Origin of the sequence: Romboutsia weinsteinii (assembly GCF_002250835.2) — a bacterium.
GTDB lineage: Bacteria > Bacillota > Clostridia > Peptostreptococcales > Peptostreptococcaceae > Romboutsia_A > Romboutsia_A weinsteinii.
This window is the reverse complement of sequence record NZ_NOJY02000020.1, coordinates 34,099-59,372: the sequence shown is the minus strand read 5'-3', so window position 1 is coordinate 59,372 and position 25,274 is coordinate 34,099. Positions and strand designations below refer to the sequence as shown.

Genomic DNA, 25,274 nt, shown 5'->3' with positions numbered 1-25,274 from the left:
TATATAACACTCTACCTATTTGAGGAGCTCTATAAGGAGGTAATTCTAAAGTAAAGAAGAACCAGTCGTTACCCCACAAAAGGGTTTTATAGTGGAAGAATGTTTGACCTAGTGCGATTGGGATGTGTAGACATACATATTGCAATATGCCGACTAAATAGTGAGGTATCCAACCCTCAAAGCATATATATGTATCTAGCACTACATAGAAGGGCTTAGAGTAGCAACTACGGGCTACAATAAACAACAGGTAGGTAAGTGGTTTCTCTTTGTGCAACATATTAAAGAACCGACTATTGGGGGAGAAAGTAGTCATTGAGGTTGATATGTAACTGTGCTAGTCCGTAATCCGAGCGAAACGATATACTGGGATTATAGAGGTTAGCCACAGTTTTCCTTGGCTAACTATGTCCATTTCTCCTTCACTTACTCTACCTAGGATTATATGTTAGATACACGAAGTAATCAAGTGCAAGTTTAAATATTAGAGTAGGACAAGCACTTGGATAAAAAATAAATTGTAGAAATTAGTTGGATGAATTGTTAAACAATTTAGACCTTTAAACTAGATATCAAATGTCGATAAGTAGCTGGTATTACTAGGTTTGAAGTGGTTTATAATAAAAGTATAAAATTAAAAAAGCAAAGGAGAAATTACTAATGAAAAAAGAAGATAAGTTAAAGCCATTGACGATACAAATACCTACAAGTTTACATATAGACGTAAAAACTTTAGCATCATCAAAAGGATTAAAGTTAAGAGAGTTTGTAATGGAAGTATTTATAAAAGAATTAAAGAAGGAAGGTATGAGGTAAATGGGATTAGCGATAAGAAAGACTAAAGATTTAGCAAAAGAGCTGATACCATATATTTTGCTTGGAGCATTGATAACAAGTATGTATATGAATTATAAGCTGATGAATAGACCGTCAACGAAAGCGTTTATAGATAATATGCCATATAGCCATAAATATGAGGGTAGTGAGGACGGTATTATTAGGGATGCAAGACCAAGTATAAAAGTTGATGGATATAAAACACAAGAAATTTAGAAAGGGGAATAGAATGGATAAAGTTAAACTAAAAAGAGGGGTAAATTATATAGCAATAGAGTTATTGAAAATGATAGCAATAGTATTAGTAACATTATTTATAATATTACCGTTAATGTTTAAAGTTGGGGATTGGTTCTTTATGAAATATTTTGGTTACTCACTTATGTAAATTGTATGTAAATTCAATCGATAAAGTTGTAACCTATTGTTACTAAAAAAGTCTTGTAGCTGTTAAAATCAGTAGTTATACTAAGAATTGAGGATGTGGTAGTCCTCAATCATTATTTTTTGTACATTTTAAGGTATATTTTTTTGTTTGAGTAGAAGGGTGTGGTAGCCCTTCTACATAGCTTATTAATCCTTCTAGGTTAAACTCCAAGATTGAAGGATTTGATTATAAATAGATTTTCGTCTTTTTTTAGACGAAATATTATCATATCTAATAAAGGATGCACTTGCGAGTGTGTCCTTTTATTACATTTATCTTCAAAATAATATATAATGTATCTATATAAAATATATGTAAAGGGAGAAATAATATGACGAATAATGTTTCAGTACTTGAAAGGCATATAGTGCAATGTGATATGGCACTAAAAAATAATCAGAGAGAAGAAATGCAAAATGTTGGTGACTTACTGATAGAATTATATTCACCGAAGATTACAGCAATAGCATATATAAGGGGAAATAAAAGTATATTTGGAGCTAAGGAGTTACACATAATAAAAGAAAGCTTAGAAGTCTATAAAGAAGATAGATTACATGAACTAGAGATAGAAAAATCTAAGTCAGCTAAAGTTACATTACAATCTGAAAATAATCTTAATAATGAAAGCCCGAATAGGTTTGAAAATATAGGAAATATAAGTGGAGAAATTGGTAATGTTAAAGAAAGTGGAAACTCTACAAATACTAACACAAACACAAATACTAATGCAGTAGACTTAAAAACTATGTTCGATAGTGCTAGAAAAGTAATTGAAGAAGATGAAGCATTAGGTGAAGAAGAAGTACAAGAGATTATAGAACAAATTAATGAAATTGAGGAAGTTGGAAATGAAGATATAGCAAGACCTCAAAAGTGGAGAAAACTGAAAGCGTGTTTCAATTGGGTAAGTACAAAAGGGGTTAAAGTAGCAACAACTATAATGCCACTTATCATGAAAGTATTAGAACAAGAAAATAATAACTAACATAAGCACTCACTTAACGTGGGTGTTTTTTATTGTTTAAAATTCACATTTTTTTAAGTTGTATGACAAAATATGTACCTATTTTCTTCTATAATATAATAATACTAAACTTTTAAGTCATTTTCGTAAACTTATTAGGTAGTTCCCAAAATGGGAAGCACTTAATAAAACAAAAAAATTGGGATAATATATGTCCTTAATAAAAAGGTGAGTTAATCTTTAAGCAACTAACCCACCGATGTAATTATAAACATTTTTCAATTATTTATTACGTTCTTTAGATTTCTCTATAATGCTATCAAGTGTATCATTGTAAGTTTTTAATCTAGTTTCGCTATATTCTAATTTTTCATAAAGATAATCTAGCCTTTCTTTCAAATATTTAATTCTACTTTCATCAGTAGATTTTTTTAATTCTTGTTCCCTTCTTGTAATTTCACCTTTTCTTTTAAGAATTTCTTTTTCATGCCAAATTATTTTATCCTTGATTTTCCTTACATGATTTCCCTTTTTAAATTTATCATATCCTTTGCCTAAGTCATCCCCTATCGATATCGCAGATTTAGTTATTAAATCAATTATTTCCTTCATAAAAACCCCCTAATTTTCAAAATAAATATACTTATATTATAGTATACACTTACTAAAACAATACACTTAAATTCAAATGATAAATTGTTCCACATAGAACCCTCAAACCCAGTAATAATCAGAAAAATGTTACAAAAATCGTCAGTCTATATATAATAATAGTATAGAGAAAAAATCGGAGGTGCGAACCAATATGAACAATGAACAAATATTATTAAATTATAAAGATGGAAAGGTAGGCTATATAGATATGCAAGACAGAGAGTTTTTAACAAAAGTAGCTAGAGCAAATGGCTACAAGATAAAGAAGGGCAAAGTAAACTTGGTGAATGCTCCTTGTGGATGTGGTAAGACAACTTACTTCTTCAATGAATTATCACAACAGGATAAATACATAGAAATGAAAAGGATATTATACTTAGTTGATACAAATATGCTAGAGGATAGCATGGTACAAGAGTACGGCTCAATGATGAAGATATATGACAAAGATTGGGTAAATGACTTAGACATATACTTAGACTTGAGAGAGGAACAAGCTAAAATAAGATGTATGAGTTATCATAGGTTTGGTCATTTAGTAAAAAGAGATAACTCAATACTTGAACATATAGATTTAATAGTTATAGACGAAGCACATAACTTGTTAAAGTATTCAGATATGGATAGTGATGTATTGACTAAAAATTTCAAATATGCCAAGGATGAAGAAGTTAGAAGGGCTTCTGAACTACTTAGTGGATGTTCTTACCTAGCACACAACTTGACAAGGTTTATAGACGAATATGATACGGATTTTGTACTAATGACGGCTACACCTAATAGGATAATGGAGCATAAACCTTATTCAAATTACCTATATGATGTACTAGAAGGGTATCAGCTAAGAGGTTATAGTATAGATAAAACTATCCCATTTGATAATATTAAAAATACATTTAGGTTCTTTAAAGACAAGAAGCATAAGGATTTCGGAAATATACTTGTATATTCTCAAACTATAAAAAGTTGCAAGGAAATAGAAGTACAATTTAAAGAAATGGGATTTGAAACTATTGTACTATGGTCAACAAATGCCAATGAGCCAATGAGCAAAGAGCAATTAATAGTGAGGGATAATCTTATAAATAAGAATTTATTATTAGACCTATACGATGTGTTAATAATAAATGATGCTTACCAAACAGGTTGGAACTTAGAAAATATGGAAGATACTTCATTACATAAGACATTTACAGTTCTTGTTAATAGTACCGACAAGGACACAATAATTCAAGTTACAGGTAGAATAAGACATGATATAAAATTACTATTCCACAAAGACAATAGTAAGAAGTCTAAAGTAACATCAATACCGAGTGAATTCTTAAACAGACCATTAATTAAAGAGGATAAGGACAAGCTAGTGCAACATTATGATTTGGTAAATAAGGATGGAAAGCAATTAAAGTGGTCAAGTATTAAGAATTTAATATTAGAAAATGATAAATTCTTAATACTAAGTGGTAGAGATAAGATTAATGGTAAGCAACAAAGATTTGATAAAATTATAGAAAAGTAATATAAAACTCTGACAAAATAGAAGTTGGGTATCTGCCTAACTTCCAAAATGTCAGAGTTTTACTTTTTAATCAGATACGAACCTTTACTAAATACTATTGGATTGGGAAAATAAGAAGGGGGTGGGCAACGATGAACGAAGCCCCCTTCTTAATATCCCCTTCCAAACCTAACCCCTTTTTATCATCCCTAAAAGTACCTAAAGGAACTTTTCCAATTCATTTATTAATTTATGAAAAAGAAAAAAGATTTTTATTAATAGATATTCAAGTAACGGAACTTGTGAAGTGCTTGGATAGATATTCCTTAGTGGCATAGCGAAGTCTTGTTACTAAGGGAAGATTGGATATGAAGCATACACAGATAGATACCCTTATTTCATGTTCCACTACAACTGGTATCTCTTATATTGGTTGTATTAGTATTATAGGTATTAAATATATTAAAGAACTATTGAAAAGGTTTATACGGTCATTCGAGAGGTTAGAGATATGTGGTATAATGTAGAAAAAGATAAATATAATACTTAAGGGGATGGATTATGTCAGATTTACAATCGTTGGAGCAGATGCAGTTTGAAGATTTATTTGATATGGGTAGTGGATATGTATTAGGAAATAGATTTAGTGATAATAGATTTAGGCAATTTATATATCAAAATGTAAATATAGATATTGATGATAGTAAATATCATGTTATTGGGACATCTAAAGCTAAAAGGTTAAGAGCATTTATAGATATAGAAGATAATCATATAGTTGCAAAAGTATTAGATAAACTTCTTGAAGAGTGGGTAGAAATCCAATTAAGAAGAAATGGTGTAGATGATATCGAGGGAATTGAAGATAGAGCGAAACTTAGAACATATAAAAAGTGTAAAATGGCAATTGATAAATTAAATGAAAATTCAGTAGATGTAGAAGCATTAGAAACTGGAGAAGAAGATTTTACATTATTAGTTAGCCAAATTAAAATAAGTATAGATAATGGTCAAGCAGATGGTGCTTTAGATAGATTACATACATATATGATGAAGTTTATGAGAAAACTGTGTAATAAACATAGCATACCATTTTTAGATAATGAACCACTTCATAATTTATTTGGGAAGTATGCTAAATTTATAGAGCATGGCAATTTAATAGAAACAAAAATGACTATAAGAATATTAAAATCTAATATAAAGATTTTAGACGACCTTAGTTTTGTAAGGAATAACAAGACATTAGCACATGATAATGATGTATTGAATTATGATGAAAGTGTATTTATATTCAATAGTGTAATAGCAGTGAAATCATTTATAGATGCAGTTGAGAAAAAAATAGATAAATAGTCGGAATATTTGTTGATATGCAATTAGACAACGCAATAAGAAACAAACAAGCTATCAGAATATTAAAGACTGTAACTAAAGCAAAATAGTATAGTATTGGTAAACTTTTAGTTTAGGAATGGGTTATACGGCAATTTACCGTATAACTCTTTTTTTTATACCTATATATTGCAATTTATTAAAATAAGTTACACATGAAATTTATAGATTATCTAAATCAAACAAACTATTTTAGATAAAAAAGAGGAACGTTATTTGTCCCCTTGAACCTCTTTCAGATTAACATTGTCTATTGTTTTAGTGTCAACCTCATAATCAATTATAACTTGGTTTCCGTTTCCTTCTTCATATGTTAGGCTTTCCGTAACCCCTATTTCACCTTTTACAAGTTGGTATGTACCTTGTTCAAGTTCGTATATTAAGTCATTTACATTCATACCTATAAAAGCATCATAATATTCTTGATTGCTATAATAAGGTACACCAGCAACTTCTTCCCTTTTTGCTTTTGCTTGTCTTTGGCTTTCCATTACTTCGCTAGGTGTAAATTCTTGTTCTTGAGCAACTTCTTTAGTAGGCTCATTAGTATTAGGTTTATTAGATACAAAAGTACCTATACCCACACCTATACCTAATATTAAAATTGATACAATAATCTTTGGTAGTAATTTCATATCTTATAATCCCCTTTTGATAAAATATATACTTATAATAATATACCATATTTTGGTATAATATAAGTGATTATGTTTGTGGAGGGATGTATATTGGAAAATAACAAAAGAAAATATTTTGATAGAGATGATTTTTATGATTGGGGAACAGACCACGACATAATGAAAGCATCGGAGTGGTTAGGTTCAGAAATACATATATTTACTATGATGTTAAAAAATAAGCCTAAACTTGAAATAGAAAGTAATAATGATTATAAAACCTATCTTGAAGAACGTATAGAAAAATTAAACTTCAATATGGAAGAAAAATTTCTAAGAATGATTTACTTAAACTTCTATATTGTTGTAGATGAATGTTTGGGTAGGGTCTATAAAACTATTTGTATGTATAATAGCTCAGTTGTTGCAAATAGTAAAATAAGGTTAGAGTTTGAAGATGCTATTAATTGTGAAGATAAAAATGATATAACAGAATTATTTGTAGATAATATATTAGACCAAGCATTAACGGGGATTAGTTCTAAATTAAAAGAAATAAACAAAATATGTAAGACACACTATGAGTTTGAGATAGATAAGAAATTCATAGATGAAGCAAATACATTTAGAATAGAAAGAAACTTATTGGTACATTTTAACGGTGTAGTTAATAAAAGAGCTATTAAAGATTTATCTAAAATATACCCTGATATAAAGATAGGGGATGAAATAGAATATACCTCAGATAAAATAGAAAATTTATTAGAATTGTTTGGTGTCCATATATGGAACTTGTATGAAAATATAAGGGACTTTTATGACCCATCTAAGTATTACAATGAATTATTGAAGGAATATGAAGATGAAGAAGATGAAGAAGATGATAAATAAAATGATAATTTTAGAATAGTAGGTAGTTTTAGAAATAAGGTTTTGTACTTTAATTTTATAGGTATGAGAAAAAGTATAATTTCATATAAAATTAGAATGATGAATTATAAATAAATTATATTTATACTATAATATGAACTATAAAAAACGGAGGGGAATATATGATAACAAGAGAAAATATTGTGGAACATTTAGAGAACAACCCAAAAGAGAAGGAACTACTGGACGAACAAATTAATTATTTTTTACCGTTATGGATGAATGAAAAAAATAAGCAATATACTATCGAGAAATTACCCCAAAATGACATAGATTTTATGCAACAGGCACTGTTATTAACTAATATATCAGAAGAAGATATTGAATTAATAAGGAATGAAGCAGATTTTCAAAATGTATTAGATATATTCACTAAAATAAAAGATGGAAACAATGATTTGATATCAAAAGTTACGAACATTTATAGTAAAAATGTATCATGTCTGGTTGATGAACATGAGAAAGAAATAAGAGAATATATACAGAGTAAGCTTCCTAAGAAAAAAAAAGAACAAGTAATTAATCTAAAACAAAGGGGAAAAGATGAAACTGTTAAAAGGATAATAAGGGAGCATTATGAGTCAAATCCGAACAAATACGAAAAAATTGAGAAATACACACAACAATTTAGAATATTAATAGATATTTTAGATATTAGTGTGTTTTCTTGTGAAGTTTTAAAATGTAACTCACATCTGATTGATACTATTTCATATGCTGTATGTTATCCTAATTTTTTAATGCCACTATCTTTGAATGATGTTTTAAAGGACAATAAAGAGATACCTTGTAATTGGTATTGGCATAGAAAACTAACTGTATCTGATTATAAAGAGTTTATTAATAACCATACTAATACAGAAACTTGGAAAAAGCAATATGGTCATGCCGTTAATAATATTAATGAAAATATGAATGTTCCACTGATTTCAATTAGAAAAAGAGTTCATTTGATTAAAGATATATTTGCAAATATTAATGAAAAAAGATTTGATAGTGCATTAATTATTATTTTTTCTGTCATAGAAGGAATATTATGGGAATTAGTTAATGAAGTTCACAAGACAAAAAAAATATATATATCAGACACTGAAATATATGATTGTAACAAAGATTGTAATTTTGAAAGCAAAAGAATTAGGGATATTTTGGAGCGTACTTATGCAAAAGAATATCTAGACAATGATTTTTTAAAAGAATTTTGCAATGAATTGTATGAAGAACGTAATCCCGTTTTACATGGTAGGCAAATATGCAGTGAGTGTCCAAATCAAGGTATGTGCATTTTGAAAAAAATATTTACTTTAGATTATATAATTGAGAGGTTAATTAGTGTATTCCAGGAAAATTTATTTAAAGTGTTCGATGAAACGTTTGATAAAGAAAAAACTAATGAATTCTTAAATATATCTAATAAAAAAGATAAACTTTAAAAAAGCATTTTAATATATATGTGTGTTAGTTTTTAGTAGAATATTGAATTTAGATAAAATTTTAGTTTTAAAGAGAAGGTCTTAAAGGGACTTTCTTTTTTTATACAAAATATCAGAATATTTGAAATATTGTGTTACGATTTCGTGCAGGAAATATATAATATATATGTAAGATAAAATTTATAAAGAAAAATAAATTAAAAGGACGGTAAATTAATTATGATAAATAGATTGATATATGATGGACAAGTTTATTATAAAGTAAATGACTTAGTTCATGTGTACGGTAACAAGTATAGCATTTACAAAATAAAAAAGGCTATTAAAGAGAGTGGTATAAAAGTAAGTAAATTAAAAGGATACGGAAACTCTTTATATATAAGAGAGAGTGAAGTTAGTATGTTAGAAATAGATGGTTCGGTTGTTGTCATGGAAACTAAAATTAAGGATAGAGTAGAAACTTTTAAGACAAGTCTTAGTGCAAACAGTTTTGTAAATCTACTAACAAAAATGGATAGTAGTATCAATGAAGATATGGTACATAAATCTTTAGAATATACTGATGCAGAAATGAAAAAAGAAATAAAGTTTAAAAAGTATGATAAAAATATTGAAGAAAAATATGAAGAACTTAATTCAAAATTAGAAAAGGAAGGATGCCAAGAAAGGGTTATAGGTTTTAGTTTCTTACTAGAAGGTGAAACAGAAAAGAAATCAATATCATTATTAGTAAATGATAGCGATATACCTATTGTAGATGGACAAGCCTTGTGGTTAGGTGAGGGTAAAATTGGCTCTGAATATTTACAAGAAGATGAATATATTGACTTAACTGTTGGGAAAGCAAAATATAGGACAAAGGAAGATGTGATAATGCTAATAATGAATGTATTTAAACATAATAAGCTTATAAAAGACTATGATGGATATATTATGTTTAAATGTTCAGAAGTAGATTTAGATGCTGATGCTTATGAGGTATTACGTATCATCAGAGGTGAATTTAAGATAATCGAAGTTTTTGGATATAATTCTGATGATGTAATTGAGATAGAGGATTATACAGAAGAATATAGGATTAGAACATTAGCAGATAAGCTAACAAAAAAAGCAACCAATGAAGCAATAGAAAAATGTAAAAAGATGGTATCTAATATGTTAAATGAAGAAGATTACATAGAAGCAACATATACAGAAATAGATGAAGAAGTAGATTTAGAGAATTTTGAAATACCATTAATATTAAATATTGAAGTAGATTAGGAGCATATTATTATGAAAAATAAAATTGATACATTAATAAAACTTGGAGTAAAAAAGAAAGTAATAGCAGATGCTTTAGGTGTTCATGGTACGGCTATAACAAATTATGCAGTAGGTAAATCTAAAGAAAGAATATTAGATAATCTTGTAATAGAAATGCACAATGAATTACTTAAATTAATAGTTGAATAAAACTTAGATTTTTAAAATATAAAGGAAAGGCTACGGGAATAGAATTCCCAGTAGATATGGTGAAGAAAATGTCAGAAGTAAAAACACAAGTAAATATAGAGTTAATAGGGCTAGGGTATGACTTAAGTTTAATAAACTCTAATTCAGAATTGATAAAGGATATGGAAGATAATGAACTTATTATAAATGGGTTGTTAATGGCTTCAAGAATTTTACATAATGAAGGTAAGGATACATCCGAACTAGATAGAATAAGAAGTGATTTTGGGAAAAGAACAATTCCAATTAAGAATAAACTTTATGGAAATGATAGCAAATGCAAAGAAGAAGTTTTAAGGTTGATGGTAGAGCATGGTTTCTTTGGTAGGGAACTTGGGGAAAAAGAGCAATATAAATTATTGCAAATTATAAGACTTACATATAAAAGAGATAACGTAAATTATCGAAATAAAGGGAAATCTTATTTATTCAGTTGGTTGAGATTTATGGAAATTGTATTCTTTGAGAAGGCTAAAGATGGATTGTATTATATTGAAATACCTAAAAATTGCAATTTTGAAGATTTGTGCAAGAAGTGTTACAAGGGGAAATGTCCGAATAGGTGCATAGATTAGGAGATAGTTAGATGGCATCAATTGGGGGGATTAGAGGTTCAAGATATAGAATTGCAACAAGTAGAAAGGACAGGTATCCATTGGAAATTATAAAGCAATGGGCTAAGAACAGTAAAAGATATATAGAAGATTTTGATATATTATTTGAATTTGATAAAAGTATTTATGATGGAAATTTAATCATAATTAAAGATGGAGAAGTTAGATTAGAGCCTATTCCAACAGATACTTTAGCTTATATTAAAGAAATATATGAGATAGAGAAATGTATTAAGATAGGTAGAGCAAAAGAGCCTAAGAGAATGCACAATACTAGAGAATTATATTTATTCATCAAGAAATCGAAGCAATATACGGTAGATGATTTGATGTGGATACTAGGTTTAGATAAAGCAAGTTCGGTATATTGTCTAGGCAATCCAAAGCGAGAAGTGAGTAGAAAAGGCTATATTTCTTTACTAAGGATAGCATACGAATTAGGATTTACAGTACATAAAGATGAACTTCATTATGTATTAGAATAGTTACGAAATTGTAACTATTTTTATTGAAATATATACCCTATAAAAACCTATCGGAAAAGATATTGAGGTGTAGGGATATTTAATCTCTACAATTTCTATTAATGTTATTCCTCACTCCTAGTTCATTTGGGTGAGGAAATAGCAATTATATTAAAATAGTGTCAAATGTAACATTCAACACTAGAGGGAGGGTTTATGTCAAAAGGTAAATATAGAATTAATTCAGATTTAATTAAAGCAAAAATAAAAAGTAACTATGATGATGGTGTTAAAGAATTTGCAGATTATACCTCATATAGCAAAGAAAGTATACATAGATGGTTGCGAGAAGGTAATCCAAAAATAGATGCTTTAGGGGAAATAGCAAAAGTATTAGGTATTAGTGATTTTAATGAATTGATAAAAAAGGAAGGTAAAGAGTATGAGTAAAACAGAAAAGTATGGGATAGGAACGATACATGAAAATAAACATGGGGAAAAATTTGAGATTATAGGAAAGTGCAATGATTATAATTATAGATTAATTAAATTTTTAGACCTATATAAATATATTGGAGAAGCACATCTATCGAGTATAAGACAAATGCAAGTCAAGAACCCATATAGAAAATCAGTCTTAGGAATTGGATATCATGGAGAAGGCATAGATTTTAGTAAATTAAGATGTGATAGTAGACATCCATTATATACTACATGGTTAAGATTATTAGATAGATGCTATAATACAAAACATAATAAGTATCATCTATATGGTGCAAAGGGAGTAACTGTTTGTGAGGAATGGCATAGTTTTAGTAATTTTGTTTATGATATTACAGGAATGTATAATGGAGATTTATTATATCAAAGTAAGATAATAGAAAACTATAAAGGGATTAAATATGCACTAGATAAGGATAGTACAAAGAGCAAGATATATAGTGAAGATACTATCAAGATAATACCAATGAAGATAAATAGTGGGTTATGTAATATTAAAGATGAAGGTAGAAAGTCTGAGATTATGCAAGATATATTGGATAATGAGAAAGCTACAAATTGGGTATGTGGAACAAACAAAGGATTATTTTTATAAAATTATATATTAAAAATGTAGATAAAAGTGCTAAAAATAGTATGTTTTTAGCACTTTTTATATATATTTTGATAGATTTTAAATCAATGAATTATAATAAATAAAGAAATATTGAAAGGAATTTATAAATTAAAAATTAAAATAGAAAACAAGAAAGACTATTGAAGGCATTGAAATTACTAGGGATACCGCCCCCCTTAAAAATAATTTTTACCGAGGGGGATGAAAGGACAAGGGGGAGGACAATTTACACAAAATTCCCCAATGGAGATATTTTTATCAGAAAAGGAAAGGGTGAAAGGTTATGGCAAAAGCTAGTGTACCAGTTGAGTTACAAAGAAAACACTTGACAAAAGAGGAAAAGGAAAGAAGATTAGAAACAGAAAAAAGGCTAAGAGGGAACAACGATAAACTTAAGCCCCCTACATATATGACAAAAGAAGCTAAGAAGATATTTAAGTTCTTGGTTAAGGAAGCTGAGGAAGCCCAAACATTCGGAAATGTTGATAGGTTTGTATTAGAACAATTCAGTAATACTTATGCGAACTATAAGGAACTTGGTCAGTTGTTTAATGAAGAGTTGGATTTTCAAAAACGTACAAAGATTGGTAGATTGATGAAGCAATTTAGTGATGCTTTGCCACGTTTGTATAATGAATTAGGTTTGACACCTTCAACAAGGGCAAAATTTGTAGCATTAAACTTGCAAAAACAAGAAGAAGAAAATGACCCACTTTTACAACTATTAAAGAAACGTGAAGGAAGACTAAAATCTAAATGTTGCAAGGGTTAGATATATATAAATAATTATAAAAGATAAGGTTTAGTGCTTAAGAAATTAAGGACTATTTTTTATGCAAAAAATTAAAAAAGAAAGGACACAGGATTTAAGTCTGTGAATAGGTAAGCACAATGGAAACAAAAAAATTAGATTTACAAAGGAAATATAAATTTGACCTTAATATAAGGCATAATGGAGGACTTCATTGTCCTCCAAGAGATATGGATTTCTACCAAAATGATACATTGGCTTGTATCATGGAGATAGGCTTATACAATGATACTACAAATGCTCCAATAAATTTAGCAAGTTACGATAGTATATACATAGGTATCAACTATGGTAAATGGTTGTTAGAACTTACTAACGAGAACTTTGTATATAATGGAAATAAATTAGTAATAACATTACCTTCATATTGTATTGAGAATGCAGGTAGCCACTTAGTACAAATAACTTTGTATGGAGGTAGAACTTTAACGTTTCCTTCATTTGGATATTTAGTAAGAAGTACGATGGATGGGGTAGCTTTAACTAAAACTAATAAGCTTAATTATATGCAAGAGATATTAAGTAAACAAAAGAACTATCAAAATAATTTAGATGAAAATTATTACACATCTAAGGAAGTTGATGAAAAAGTCAAAGAAGCACAAGGGATAAATCCTGACGATTATGCTTTAAAGAACCATGAACATAGTGAATATGCAATGGCAGAGCATGAACATGAAAACTATGCAGATAAAGAACATACACATAATTATATGACATTCTACGAAAATCCAGTTGGTGGTACTAAATTCAAAAATGGAGATACAATTTGTAGGGATGTAGAAATTGGAGGTACAAACTAATGAGTGAAATTTTAGGAAAAAAAATTATTCAAAAGGATATTGTCATGACTTCAAATAATATTCCTACACATGGGATAACCGTATCGACAAGTACATTTGGTTATTTGAGTTATAAGATAGATTATAATACAACAAAACAAAATGAACTTGTCTATATGAAACTTGATAATAGTATAGATGGTATATGTTTAAATTACTCAGATAGTACAAAAATTGTATATAGTACTTCTGAAAATAAGATATACGTACTGGAATTAAATCCAAGTGGAAATATTAGACAATTAGAATATATAAATGGTGTATTTAATAAAGAAATAAAAAGATTTACAGTACCAAGCTACAAAGACATTATAATTTATAAAAAGAAATTTATTAATGGATATGGTGATGAAGTGTGTGAGACAAGATTGAAAAATGGCGAATATAGTGAAGCAGTAGGTACAATATTTGATGAATACTTATTCACTATGATTAATAGCTACGTTACTTTTGGAGTTGGTTATCAGGCTTTCGGTGCATCATCATCTTCAAAAACATTTTATAACATATATAAGTGTTATGATATATCAAATTTAGGTGATGGGGGACAAATAATAGACCCTACAATATCACCTAAGTCAGTTACTCAATATAGAAATGGACAAGAATATAGATTACTTACAGAAGATATGGTTGTAGACCCTTCTAAAGTAGATACATCTAAAGCTATAACATTACATCCTAATGCTCCTAGGGTATTGACGGAAGAATGTTTAAATTCGACATCTACGACAAATACTAAAGACCACAAGATACATCCAAAAGTAAATCCAGTTATTCAAATAGATACAACTTGTGAAGGATGTGAAAAGATAGGTAGAGATTAATTTCTCTACCTATTTATTTTTTTGTCTATGTTGAGTTCAGAACTTTTCTTCTCAGATTTCCACAAACACATCAACGTATATTTAGTCAAATACATAATTCAAAAAGCTAGTAGACCCAACAGGATGGCTCAAAATGATGTAACACCTTTAATTCTTTTTATAGAATATGAATTTAGATTTGTCGAATGAATGCACTACACGATTTTGAATGATTTTAATAGTTTTACTTTTTTCAGAACTATTGAACATTTCAGAAAACTATATATAATGACTAATATAGACAAAGACATAACGAAGGGAGAACGAGTCAAAGTGCATTTCATAAGGACATACACATCAAAAATTCATTTCTCATACCTTATATTATTAAGTTCTTTCTTAATAAGGGGGTATATCTATGAATGTTAAAATTACATACAAACACGAAAAATCGGATAATTCAAACGAAGATAGACTATACAAACTAATGTGTAATATAATTAAGAAAGATATACAGAAGAATAATGTAAGGGAGGTTGAAGCAGATGAAGAAGAATGTATGTCTAATGAGGGTATCTACGGATATGCAAGAAACATTAGCACAGAGAACAGCAATAGAAAAGTATGTTCAAGATAATCAAATCGTAATCCACGAATACATCGAAGAGGATGGAGTTAGTGGGTTTAAGACTAAGCTTGAAGATAGAGTTGGACTAATGAAAATTAAGGAAATGGCTTTAAATAATGAAATAGAAAAACTTATAATATTCAACTCAGATAGAATTGGTAGAAGAATGGAATTAGTAGGGTTTATAACTCTTTTGGATGAATGTGGAGTTAAAATCCTATCCGTTACAGAGGGTTGTTTAAATGATGGAAATGATACAGATAGTCTTATATCATCTATAAAAATGTGGATGGCAGAATATGAAAGTAAGAAGATTTCCGAGAGGGTTAAGGCAGGAAAAAAAGCCGTAGCACTTAAAGGTGAATTCTTAGGTGGAGTTCCTAACTATGGTTATAGATTAGGAGAGAAAAGGCTTATAATAGATGAAGAAGAAAGCGAAATTATGAAGTTAGCTTTTGATTTATATATTAAGGGTGGTTCTAAATTAGTTTTAGATACTTTTCACGACAAAGGAATTTTAAAACGTGGTAAACCTTGGACTAGAACCAAATTAATAAAGACACTTAAGAATACTATATATAGAGGTCAAAAGCCTTTGGAAGATGGAGAAATACCTTATGATGAAAGTTTAAGAATAGTTAGTGATGAAGTATTTTATAGAGTTCAAGAATTAATGGAACTACGAACTACTAGAAAGAAAGGTCATACAACTAAATTCTTAAATAGAAGTGATGCTCTTTTAGAGGGATTACTATTCCATATATGTGGGGATGAACATATAAGAAAACTTCATGTAGATTATGGAAACTATGGTGTTTATAAAAATGTAAAAGAAAAGAAGTTACTTTATAGATGTAGCCATTGTAAAAATTATAAATATGAAGGTGTCAAAAAAAGTTATGGTGGGAAGAAGTATCATAAGCTAATAGAAGAACATATTAAGGATGTTTTGAATAATTTATCTATTGAAAAATTAGAAAAAGAATTCAATGAAACAAAATCAGAAAACATCGACCAAATTAAAATTCTTATTGCTAATACTACTATGAATTTAAAAAAGAAAAAGAAAGCCTTAGAAAATGCGACAAGTACATTAGAGAAAGTATTTATGGGCGAAAGTTCGATGGATATGGAAACTATAAATACAATGATAGTTAAATTGAAGGGCGAGATAGTAGAACTAGAAGAATTATTATTAACTTCAAAAAGTGAATTAGCATCACAAGAAAGAAGCAATATAAATGTAGGAAAGTTAGTTGAAAAATACAAAGACTTTGAATATATTTATGAGATTGCCGATTTACACGATAAGAAGATGATGTTACAAGAACTAATAGATAAAATTATTATTTCCGAAACAGATGTTGAAATCATACTAAACATATGATAAACTTAATTCAAAATTAAATAGTGTGGGTTAATGACTATTCAATCAAAGTTGAAGGAACACCTTTTAGCAGCGTTTTTGAAAGAATATAAGATACTAGTAAGGTAGTAATAACACCTAATATTATTAGTAAGGTAATACACAATGCAGTACTGACGCTAGATATAAATGAATTTGATATTACGGATGAGAAAAATATTGTTGATATAGCTATCAAAGTAGGAAATCTACCATTGCAAGGAACGAAATTATTAGTGATAATAGCTATTAATCTCTCTCTTGGAGAATCAATAATCCTACATCCAATAACACCTGCAGCATTACACCCAAACCCCATACACATAGTTAAGCATTGTTTACCATGAGCACAAGCTTTTTTAAATAGATGATCTAGGTTAAAAGCTACTCTTGGAAGATAACCAAAGTCTTCTAACAAAGTAAATAGAGGGAAGAATATTGCCATAGGAGGTAACATAACGGAAACTACCCATGCCAAAGTTCTATATAGGCCTAATACTAACATTTCATTTAACCAAGTAGGACAATTTATACTAATCAGTGCACTTGTCATAGATGGTTCAAATCCGAATAAAAAATCAGCTAACAAAGAAGATGGATAGTTAGATCCTTGTATTGTAATCCACAATATCATACTAAGCAGTAATAACATGATAGGAAGACCTAAAAATCTAGAGGTTAAAACCTTATCTATTCTATCATCTCGATTTAAGGATTTTTTATTAGAGTTATAGGAGGCTTTATCACTTAATATCTTTGCTTCATTATAATTGATTCTAGCAAATTCATCTCGAATAGTTTTTTTATCAATATTTATAGATACTCTATCTTTTATAAGTAAAAGTTTATCTTTATAGTCGCCAGTAATATAATTTGACATAGATTCAAGGATACTTTCATCCCCATCTACTAACCTAAGTCCTAACCATCTAGGGCTAATATCTGGAATTAAAGACTTTAAATCATTTTTTACAGAGTCAACAAGACTTTCAATTTTATTATCATATCGTATGGGTTTATTATTAAAACTATATTTATTAGAAGAAACATTATGAATGGCTGATAAAAGTTCGTCCATACCTAAGCCACTTCTAGCTGCGGTTAGAACAACTGGTATACCAAGCTCTTCTTCTATAATTTTCTTATTTATTTCAATTCCTTTTTTCTTAGCTTCATCTAAAAGATTTATACATAATATTATATTGTCTGTAAGCTCCATAACCTGAAATGCTAAATTAAGATTTCTCTCAAGGCACGTAGCATCACAAACTACAACTACAGCATCAGGTCTTCCAAAGCAGATAAAATCACGAGCTACAACTTCTTCTTGAGAAAGTGCAAATAAAGAATATGTTCCTGGAAGGTCAATTAGTGAATAATCTTTATTGTTATATTTAAAATCTCCACGAGCTGTAGCCACTGTTTTACCTGGCCAGTTTCCTGTATGCTGTTTAAGTCCTGTTAGATAGTTAAAAACAGTACTTTTACCTGTATTTGGATTTCCTGCTAAGGCTATTACAAATTGATTATCTCTTTTATCTATATCAAAGATATCCTTCAAAGATTTAATTTTTGTTGATTCATGAGTCAAACCCATAGCTGATTCCCCCTTATGAATATTAAATATAAGAAACTAAAATTAAATTGCTTTCTTCAGATCTTAAAGCTATTTTACTACCCCTAATGTTGTAAACGGTTAAATTTTTTTTTGGACCTTTTCTAACTACATCTATTAAAGCACCCTGAGTGAGTCCTAGTGCAAGCATTCTTTCTCTTAAATTACCATCAGATAAAAGGCCTTCTACTTGAACAGTTTTTTTTACTTGGATGTCAGTAAGCTTTTCCACTGATTACACCTCCTATAAATATTTTTTAGCCTAGGCTAACTTTCTTAATTTTAAATTATGCAAAAGAATATAAACCTGTTACAAATAAATAGAATAAAAATAGATTACATAAATATACTTAATATAATAGGGAATGGGAGGGCGATTGTTTGTCAAATAGAGAAGAGTACTACACGTTTAATGAATACATGAAAGGAAATAGCCTTACTCCAAGTGAAGAAGATTATGTAGAAATGATTTATAGACTATCGCTTAATTCAGAAATAATTAAGGTAAGCGATGTGTCTAGAGCATTAAATATTAAGCCGCCTTCTGTTACGAAGATGATAAAAAAACTAGATGGTAAAAATATATTAATATATAGAAGATATGAATCTGTTGAACTAACTGAAGTTGGTAAAATTATTGGTCAAAGGCTATTATATAGACATAATGTGATTCAAAAATTTTTGAAAATAATAGGTGTTAAGAATTATGTTCATGAAGAAACGGAAAAGATTGAGCATACTATAAGTATCGAAACATTGGTGAAAATTGATGAATTTATAGGATTTATAGATAGAAATGAAGATATATTAGGCAGATTTAGAGAATATCAAAGTGAGTAGAATATAGAAGCTAGATTTTGTTTATCAAAGACCTCATAGAAATTATTAGTCGAAACAAGTAACAAAATGACAGTGAGATTAATAAAGTTATTATAGGAGGTAAAATAATGATGCAAATAAAACAAAATCTAGTAAGTAAAAGTAAATATAATATAAAGTGTCCATATAGTATGACACCACAATATGTAACATTTCATAATACAGATAACGATGCACCTGCTAAAAATGAAATAAGTTATATGATAAGCAATAATAATGAGATATCCTTCCATCTTGCAGTTGATGATATTGAGGCTATACAAGGTATACCATTTAATAGAAATGCATGGCATGCAGGAGATGGAAATGGAGATGGAAACAGAAAAAGTATTGGTGTAGAAATTTGTTATAGTGAATTAGGAGCAAATAATGCAAAATTTAAAAAAGCTGAAGACAATGCAGTTATCATATGTGCTCAGTTATTAAAACAATTTAACTTAAGTATTGATAGATTAAAGCCGCATAAACATTGGAGTGGTAAGGACTGTCCATCAGTGACTAATCATACCGAATTTATAGCAAGAGTTAAAGCTGAACTTTATGGGTCATCTCCAAATAGACCATCAGAAAGTATTAAATATAAAAATGGAGACTATAATTGCAATGCAAAAGTAATATCTTCAGATGGAATATTATCAGTTAGAGAATCAAGACCAGTTAATGGTAACCTAGGAAACAAATTAGGAGAGCTGCACACTGATGATATAGTATTTGTAGGATACTGTTTAGATGGTTGGTTTGGTATTAACTTTAATGGAAAACAAGGATTTATTAATGGTGAATATGTCGAATTAGTTAAAGAAAACGAAGTAGCAGATAATTATAAATATAAGAATGGAGATTATAATTGTAAAGCAAAAATAATATCTTCAGATGGTGTACTATCAGTCAGAGAAGCTAGACCTATTAATGGAAAATTAAGCGAAAAAATAGGTGATTTAAAATCTGGTGATATAGTTAATGTAGGTTATTGTTTAGATAACTGGTTTGGGATAATATACAATGGAAAGCAGGGCTTTATTTGCGGAGACTATATTGAATTAATAAAAATAGAACTTCCTTCAATATCAAAGCCTTGGAAAAATGGAACATATCAGGTAAAAGCAAAGGTTACTGAAAACTTAAATTGTAGAAAAGGCAGACCAGGTCAATCTAATTATAGTACAATTATTAAAGTAATTCCTAAGGGAACTATTATAACAATTGATTATTGCTTAAATGGATGGTTTAGCACATATGATTTTGGGCAAGTTGGCTTTGTAAGTGGTGACTATATTCAGCTGATATGATGTAAGGAAGTAATATATATGAGTATTAGAAGTATATATTATAATTATTACCATAAATAAATTTATAGACTATGTCTCAAACTAATGAAAAAAGGAGAGAGAACATATATGAAAAGATTCTTGCTGATATTTACTTTAGTATGTAATTTGCTTAATACATCAGTATATGCATTAGAATTGAGTCCAGATATTGATTTAACTAACCAAAAGGCTACCTTAGAAAGAATGGAAAGTAATATCGATCAATTACTAGACAGAGCTATTAATATTTCTATGCAAGTAAATAGTACTGATCCAGGAGAATATACTGAGCAAGCAAAAAAATTAAAAGACCAAGTTAAATTTTATGAGTCTCAAATTGTAGATTTAAGAAATAATCTTAATAAATGGCACCAACAAACAGAAAATTATTCTGATAAATCAAAAATATTCTCTTTGATACTTACTACTGATGCATATTTAGCAACAATAGATAATTTGACTGCATTTCTTGATTCTAAAGGAAGTAATGATAAATTGAGAGCTGCAATAGAGTATAAGTATATAGGAGATGCCAATTTTAATAAATATAAATAAGCTAGGTAGGGATTTACCCTACCTAGCTTATTTATATTTAAATTTTAAATACCAATTTAAATTCCGTATAATCCGAATTGCTATCTACATATACTTTTCCATTGTTGTTTTCTGCCAATTCTTTGACAATAGATAAACCACATCCATGATCATCGTTATTGAATTCTTCTTTTGTTGTAAATCCAAAATCAAAGATTTTATCTATTATATCAGAATCTACTTTGGGGCCATTATTTTTTATACTTACATATACTGTAGTAAATATCTTATACGTTTTAATAATAATTAAACCGTTGTTATTAAGTGCCGTTAGAGCATTTTTTATTATATTTGATAAAATCTTATGCATATCATGCTCAGGTATATCGATTTTATTCAAATCGAACTCTTCATCGATTATTATATGAACTCCTTGTGTATTTAAGGAATTAACAATATGTGCAATTATAGAGTTATCATTAGATATTATTTTTACATTATCTGAGACAAGATCATTTCCCTCTATTATTTTTTGTAGAAGTTCTTTTAATCTATCATATTGATCCATTAAACATAGACCATTAATATATGAAATCTGAGAACCATAATCATGTTTTATCTTTTTTAACTCATTATTTTTATTATTCAATGCTTTATTTAATTTTTCAATTTCAAGCATTTTAGTATTCATATTATACATATATGAAATAGCTAGGATGATATAAATACTAAAAGTAATAAGTGTTAAGTTTTTAAAAAGAATATCAGACCACTTGTGTACATTTACTGATATAGAAAGTATATAATCAAATGCAAAAATAAATAAGATACTTAACCCAAAATAATAGCTATATCTAGTAAAGTATTTATATATAGAGTATAAGTGCTTTACCGAATATAATGTAATAAGTTCGATTATAATTACAGGGATATATACACTTACTATTCTAGCTAGATTTTGGTCAAAATTTAATATACTAGCAATAGGCCAGTTAATACTACTACAAGCTATAACAGATATCTGCATAATAAAATAGACTATAAAATATGATATAATAGCTTTTCTATAATTTTTATAGTAAATACATCCTATTACTATCATGTTTGATAAATTTACTATAATTATCAATAAGTCTTTACCTTTAATTGTATGTGTAAAAAATACTACAATAGTAGAAATAATAATAAAACTCCATAGAAGTTTTATTTTACCCTCTTTTTTAGTAGTTAAATTGTCCTTTACAAGTGAATAGTAGGGAAAATAGCTTATTAAAAATGATTGAATTAATGTGTTAACTATATCTACTATTTCGACCATATTTATCTTTTATTTTTTAGGGATTTAGGCATATCTTCAGTTCCAACAGCTAGCATTGATGCAGTTCCTGAATTAATAAATAATATTGATAATAAAGCCATTAATCCACCTATTTTTCTTTTGAAATCCATACTATATTCCTCCTAATTTTTATGTTTTGAATTAAACATTAGACATGAATTTATAAATAATGTCCATGTTATAATATTGCTATAAATTTTGTATTCGTGTAAGATTATCGAGATTATAAAAAAAATAAAACAATTTATAATTGCAAGCCACTTATTTTTATTTATCAAATCTGCTCTAGTTAATGGCATATCTGTATTTATTATAGGTGCTTGATGATAAACACTAAAAATATTTATAAAATTTAATAATATAATACTTATTAAGTTTAAATCATTATTTTTATATAATGTAATAATAATTAATGATAAAATAATTGTGGCAACTAAACATCTTGATTGTGTATTTTCATGATAACCACCTGTAAAAGGTTTTGTTAAGGACATTACAAATATTAATATAGATATTTCTTTAAAATACCCAAAAACTGAAAATAATGAAATAACAATAAACAATTTTATAACTTCTAATGTAATTATTTTTACTGAGTATTTAATTTCTTCTGTTTGGTCAGATGTAAAATTATTATATTCGCATATATTTTGTGTAAAAGCGTCAATTTTCTCTTTAATCATTTAAATTATTTGCTCCCCGAAAATATTTTATATTTTACATGATAACACTAAAAATGCCAAAACAGCAAATAAAAAGACAAACAAATTATTACATAATTCGACAAAGATAGGATTTATAACTTATTAAATAATATAAAAAAATAGATGGGCAAATGCCCACCTTGAGTTGATGTAATTCTTACTTTTGGGGAAAGTAGAATATAGAATAAAATCATCATTTTAAATGTATGATGACTATTGAATATGAAAACAAAAAAAGCCAGGAAGACAAAAGTCTCCTGACTTAATTAAGATATTTTCAAATATCTATACTTCTATTCAATATGTAATTCTAATAATATTGTAGGAGTATTTTATATAATTGTCAACAAAAAATCTTAAAAAATTATAATCTCATTTTAATATGAGGAATACCAGCTTCATCATAAATATCTGATATTACTTCAAATCCACAAGATAGATAAAGACTTTTTATATATTCTTGTGCAGATAAGGTAATATGATTTTCATTAAGAGTATTTTTAATAAATTCTATAGAAGCTTCAATCATTTCTTTAGCAAGATTCTTTCTTCTATGACTTGATAGAACTAACACACGTCCTATTGATACATCACCATAAGAACTAAAGTTTTTAGGAATAATTCTTGAATAGGCAACTATTTCGTTATTATTACTTTCTAAGTATATGTGGTAACAGTTTTTATCTGTATCATCAAAGTCATTTTCTTCAAATATTTTTTGTTCACATGCAAAAACTTCATATCTAGCTTTTGCTATTTCATAAAATTCATTTACATTTAATTCATTAAAATGTTTTATTTTAAACATAATTATCTCCTTTTATACTTTATTAATATATTAATTATATCAGCAAAGTGTAAAATATAGGAGTATGAATTATTTGTATGAAATGGTGAAAAATATACAGAGTCATGCAAAAATGATATACTAAGCTCAATCTAGAAATTAACAGTGTGGAGGTTTAAAATTGAGTACTACTAAAAAGTTAACAGAGGCATCTTTGTTATCATCGTTATTTATTGTTACTACAATTATTGCAGTTGGAACCGGATTAGGTTATGGTATTTATTTGGATTTTATAGTACCGATTTTTTTCTGTGTAGTATGTTTAAAATGTGAACTAAAATATACTGTTTTGTCTGGGGTTAGTTCATTAATTATTATATTTCTTGTTCTTGGAAATATTGGTGCAGCCATATGGAGTAGCCAAAGTATAGTCTTGGGGATTGTATGTGGATATTTACTTAGCAGAGACAGTACTATCATAGATGATCTAGTATATGGATCAATTATTGGGATAATGCTTATGGTGTTTGTAGATATATATGCATCTGCAATTATTGGATATAGTTTTATGAAAGAGTTTCAAGGTTACGCAAATATGTTTCCATTTAAAGAATATGCTGAGATCGTGTATTATTTATTTATAGCAGTATTTCCACTTGGAATGTTTTTTAGTATATATTCTCTCTCTCTCTTTGTAGGTAAAAAGCTAGATATATTAAGAGGGAATACGAAGAAAAAGTTGTATGTAATAAGTAATTTTAGAAATTATGGAAGATTTGTTTGTTGTTCTAAAAAAGTATTCTATATTTGTGTTACCTGGATAATTTTAGTTGATTTACTTAAATTAATACAAATTCATATAGATAATACATACATAAATACTATTGTAATATCATCACAGTATATTTGTTATTACTTTGTAATAAAAGACTCTTTCTCAACAATACAAAACTATATTTTTTCAAAGTATAATAAAGTACTATATGTAAGAATATTATCTATAATTATATTAATTTTATTAATGATAATATTTAAAATTACTACTATGATACTTGTAAGTATAAGTGTATTGTTAGATAAAAAGATTAATATTAGAGTTAAACAAATGAATATAGTAAGTAGTTATGCAGATACATTTGCAAAAAGGTAAAGAGTAGGGGGATGATT

At 28.0% G+C, this 25,274-nt stretch carries 32 protein-coding genes; 24 read left to right on the top strand and 8 right to left on the bottom strand.

The genetic code is table 11. The annotated features are described in order from the left end of the window. Positions 1-660: 660 nt before the first annotated feature. The 4 genes from CHL78_RS20785 to CHL78_RS12125 all read left to right on the top strand — a co-directional run bounded on the left by CHL78_RS20785 (position 661) and on the right by CHL78_RS12125 (position 2,252). Complete coding sequence (locus CHL78_RS20785) at positions 661-816, top strand: hypothetical protein (RefSeq protein WP_158540690.1); 156 nt, start codon at positions 661-663, stop codon at positions 814-816. Continuing rightward, entirely contained in the window at positions 817-1,053 is a 237-nt protein-coding gene (locus tag CHL78_RS12130; protein ID WP_094367001.1) for a hypothetical protein, read from the top strand. 13 nt (positions 1,054-1,066) lie between these two features. Further along, complete coding sequence (locus CHL78_RS20780; RefSeq protein WP_158540689.1) at positions 1,067-1,225, top strand: hypothetical protein; 159 nt, start codon at positions 1,067-1,069, stop codon at positions 1,223-1,225. A 370-nt stretch (positions 1,226-1,595) separates the two neighbouring features. Continuing rightward, a complete protein-coding gene (locus CHL78_RS12125) occupies positions 1,596-2,252 on the top strand; it encodes a hypothetical protein (protein WP_094367002.1) in 657 nt (218 codons plus the stop codon). Between the two features lie 261 nt (positions 2,253-2,513). On the opposite strand, the gene CHL78_RS12120 is transcribed toward CHL78_RS12125, so the two are convergent. Continuing rightward, positions 2,514-2,843 carry a hypothetical protein gene (locus CHL78_RS12120; protein WP_094367003.1) on the bottom strand — a complete coding sequence of 110 codons (330 nt, stop codon included), beginning with the start codon at positions 2,841-2,843 and terminating at the stop codon, positions 2,514-2,516. A gap of 193 nt (positions 2,844-3,036) precedes the next feature. Here CHL78_RS12120 and CHL78_RS12115 point away from each other — a divergent pair, with 193 nt between their 5' ends. The 3 genes from CHL78_RS12115 to CHL78_RS12105 all read left to right on the top strand — a co-directional run bounded on the left by CHL78_RS12115 (position 3,037) and on the right by CHL78_RS12105 (position 5,739). Continuing rightward, positions 3,037-4,404, top strand: a complete 1,368-nt coding sequence (locus CHL78_RS12115) for a DEAD/DEAH box helicase family protein (protein ID WP_094367004.1) — start codon at positions 3,037-3,039, stop codon at positions 4,402-4,404. Between the two features lie 131 nt (positions 4,405-4,535). Beyond that, positions 4,536-4,721 carry a hypothetical protein gene (locus CHL78_RS12110; protein WP_094367005.1) on the top strand — a complete coding sequence of 62 codons (186 nt, stop codon included), beginning with the start codon at positions 4,536-4,538 and terminating at the stop codon, positions 4,719-4,721. A gap of 223 nt (positions 4,722-4,944) precedes the next feature. Beyond that, positions 4,945-5,739, top strand: coding sequence for an abortive infection family protein (locus CHL78_RS12105; protein ID WP_094367006.1), 795 nt, complete (start codon positions 4,945-4,947; stop codon positions 5,737-5,739). A gap of 251 nt (positions 5,740-5,990) precedes the next feature. Here the strand turns inward: CHL78_RS12105 and CHL78_RS12100 are convergent, their stop codons facing one another. Further along, entirely contained in the window at positions 5,991-6,413 is a 423-nt protein-coding gene (locus CHL78_RS12100) for a hypothetical protein (protein WP_094367007.1), read from the bottom strand. A 93-nt stretch (positions 6,414-6,506) separates the two neighbouring features. Here CHL78_RS12100 and CHL78_RS12095 point away from each other — a divergent pair, with 93 nt between their 5' ends. The 13 genes from CHL78_RS12095 (at position 6,507) to CHL78_RS12040 (ending at position 16,921) form a co-directional block, all read left to right on the top strand. Beyond that, positions 6,507-7,286, top strand: coding sequence for a hypothetical protein (locus tag CHL78_RS12095; RefSeq protein WP_094367008.1), 780 nt, complete (start codon positions 6,507-6,509; stop codon positions 7,284-7,286). Positions 7,287-7,447: 161 nt separating this feature from the next. Next, positions 7,448-8,758: a hypothetical protein gene (locus CHL78_RS12090; protein ID WP_094367009.1), complete on the top strand. Its 1,311-nt coding sequence runs from the start codon at positions 7,448-7,450 to the stop codon at positions 8,756-8,758. Between the two features lie 219 nt (positions 8,759-8,977). Continuing rightward, positions 8,978-10,021, top strand: a complete 1,044-nt coding sequence (locus tag CHL78_RS12085) for a hypothetical protein (RefSeq protein WP_094367010.1) — start codon at positions 8,978-8,980, stop codon at positions 10,019-10,021. A 12-nt stretch (positions 10,022-10,033) separates the two neighbouring features. After that, entirely contained in the window at positions 10,034-10,213 is a 180-nt protein-coding gene (locus tag CHL78_RS12080) for a hypothetical protein (RefSeq protein ID WP_094367011.1), read from the top strand. A gap of 56 nt (positions 10,214-10,269) precedes the next feature. Then, the gene (locus CHL78_RS12075; protein WP_158540688.1) at positions 10,270-10,827 is read left to right on the top strand and encodes a hypothetical protein; all 558 of its coding nucleotides are present in this window, start codon (positions 10,270-10,272) and stop codon (positions 10,825-10,827) included. 11 nt (positions 10,828-10,838) lie between these two features. After that, positions 10,839-11,351, top strand: a complete 513-nt coding sequence (locus tag CHL78_RS12070; RefSeq protein WP_094367013.1) for a hypothetical protein — start codon at positions 10,839-10,841, stop codon at positions 11,349-11,351. 195 nt (positions 11,352-11,546) lie between these two features. Beyond that, positions 11,547-11,780 carry a hypothetical protein gene (locus tag CHL78_RS12065; RefSeq protein ID WP_094367014.1) on the top strand — a complete coding sequence of 78 codons (234 nt, stop codon included), beginning with the start codon at positions 11,547-11,549 and terminating at the stop codon, positions 11,778-11,780. Further along, positions 11,773-12,426 carry a hypothetical protein gene (locus tag CHL78_RS12060; RefSeq protein WP_094367015.1) on the top strand — a complete coding sequence of 218 codons (654 nt, stop codon included), beginning with the start codon at positions 11,773-11,775 and terminating at the stop codon, positions 12,424-12,426. The genes CHL78_RS12065 and CHL78_RS12060 overlap by 8 nt, the downstream gene beginning before the upstream one ends. Before the next feature lie 304 nt (positions 12,427-12,730). Then, positions 12,731-13,219, top strand: coding sequence for a P27 family phage terminase small subunit (locus CHL78_RS12055; protein WP_094367016.1), 489 nt, complete (start codon positions 12,731-12,733; stop codon positions 13,217-13,219). Between the two features lie 119 nt (positions 13,220-13,338). Beyond that, complete coding sequence (locus tag CHL78_RS12050; RefSeq protein ID WP_094367017.1) at positions 13,339-14,061, top strand: hypothetical protein; 723 nt, start codon at positions 13,339-13,341, stop codon at positions 14,059-14,061. Next, a complete protein-coding gene (locus tag CHL78_RS12045; protein ID WP_094367018.1) occupies positions 14,061-14,927 on the top strand; it encodes a hypothetical protein in 867 nt (288 codons plus the stop codon). Before CHL78_RS12050 ends, CHL78_RS12045 begins: the two co-directional genes overlap by 1 nt. A gap of 397 nt (positions 14,928-15,324) precedes the next feature. Beyond that, entirely contained in the window at positions 15,325-15,543 is a 219-nt protein-coding gene (locus CHL78_RS20565; protein ID WP_147295821.1) for a hypothetical protein, read from the top strand. Further along, positions 15,452-16,921 (top strand): recombinase family protein, encoded by a 1,470-nt coding sequence (locus CHL78_RS12040; RefSeq protein WP_094367019.1) that lies wholly within the window; start codon positions 15,452-15,454, stop codon positions 16,919-16,921. Before CHL78_RS20565 ends, CHL78_RS12040 begins: the two co-directional genes overlap by 92 nt. 37 nt (positions 16,922-16,958) lie before the next feature. On the opposite strand, the gene feoB is transcribed toward CHL78_RS12040, so the two are convergent. Continuing rightward, complete coding sequence (gene feoB / locus CHL78_RS12035; RefSeq protein ID WP_116041483.1) at positions 16,959-18,536, bottom strand: ferrous iron transport protein B; 1,578 nt, start codon at positions 18,534-18,536, stop codon at positions 16,959-16,961. 22 nt (positions 18,537-18,558) lie between these two features. Further along, positions 18,559-18,786, bottom strand: coding sequence for a FeoA family protein (locus CHL78_RS12030; RefSeq protein ID WP_094367706.1), 228 nt, complete (start codon positions 18,784-18,786; stop codon positions 18,559-18,561). A 149-nt stretch (positions 18,787-18,935) separates the two neighbouring features. Between CHL78_RS12030 and CHL78_RS12025 the strand changes: the two genes are divergently transcribed. The 3 genes from CHL78_RS12025 to CHL78_RS12015 all read left to right on the top strand — a co-directional run bounded on the left by CHL78_RS12025 (position 18,936) and on the right by CHL78_RS12015 (position 21,298). Next, positions 18,936-19,394 (top strand): metal-dependent transcriptional regulator, encoded by a 459-nt coding sequence (locus tag CHL78_RS12025; protein ID WP_094367705.1) that lies wholly within the window; start codon positions 18,936-18,938, stop codon positions 19,392-19,394. 107 nt (positions 19,395-19,501) lie between these two features. After that, positions 19,502-20,722, top strand: a complete 1,221-nt coding sequence (locus CHL78_RS12020) for an N-acetylmuramoyl-L-alanine amidase (protein WP_243446430.1) — start codon at positions 19,502-19,504, stop codon at positions 20,720-20,722. Positions 20,723-20,830: 108 nt separating this feature from the next. Then, positions 20,831-21,298, top strand: coding sequence for a hypothetical protein (locus CHL78_RS12015; protein WP_094367704.1), 468 nt, complete (start codon positions 20,831-20,833; stop codon positions 21,296-21,298). 37 nt (positions 21,299-21,335) lie between these two features. On the opposite strand, the gene CHL78_RS20775 is transcribed toward CHL78_RS12015, so the two are convergent. The 4 genes from CHL78_RS20775 to CHL78_RS12000 form a co-directional block, all read right to left on the bottom strand. Then, positions 21,336-21,968: a sensor histidine kinase gene (locus tag CHL78_RS20775; protein ID WP_158540687.1), complete on the bottom strand. Its 633-nt coding sequence runs from the start codon at positions 21,966-21,968 to the stop codon at positions 21,336-21,338. A gap of 629 nt (positions 21,969-22,597) precedes the next feature. Next, positions 22,598-22,726, bottom strand: a complete 129-nt coding sequence (locus CHL78_RS21345; protein ID WP_274541852.1) for a hypothetical protein — start codon at positions 22,724-22,726, stop codon at positions 22,598-22,600. Between the two features lie 12 nt (positions 22,727-22,738). Then, a complete protein-coding gene (locus tag CHL78_RS12005; protein ID WP_094369408.1) occupies positions 22,739-23,299 on the bottom strand; it encodes an accessory gene regulator B family protein in 561 nt (186 codons plus the stop codon). Between the two features lie 385 nt (positions 23,300-23,684). After that, positions 23,685-24,128, bottom strand: a complete 444-nt coding sequence (locus CHL78_RS12000) for a GNAT family N-acetyltransferase (RefSeq protein WP_094369407.1) — start codon at positions 24,126-24,128, stop codon at positions 23,685-23,687. Positions 24,129-24,288: 160 nt separating this feature from the next. Here CHL78_RS12000 and CHL78_RS11995 point away from each other — a divergent pair, with 160 nt between their 5' ends. Continuing rightward, positions 24,289-25,257: a DUF2232 domain-containing protein gene (locus CHL78_RS11995; protein WP_094369406.1), complete on the top strand. Its 969-nt coding sequence runs from the start codon at positions 24,289-24,291 to the stop codon at positions 25,255-25,257. The last annotated feature ends 17 nt before the right edge of the window (positions 25,258-25,274 follow it).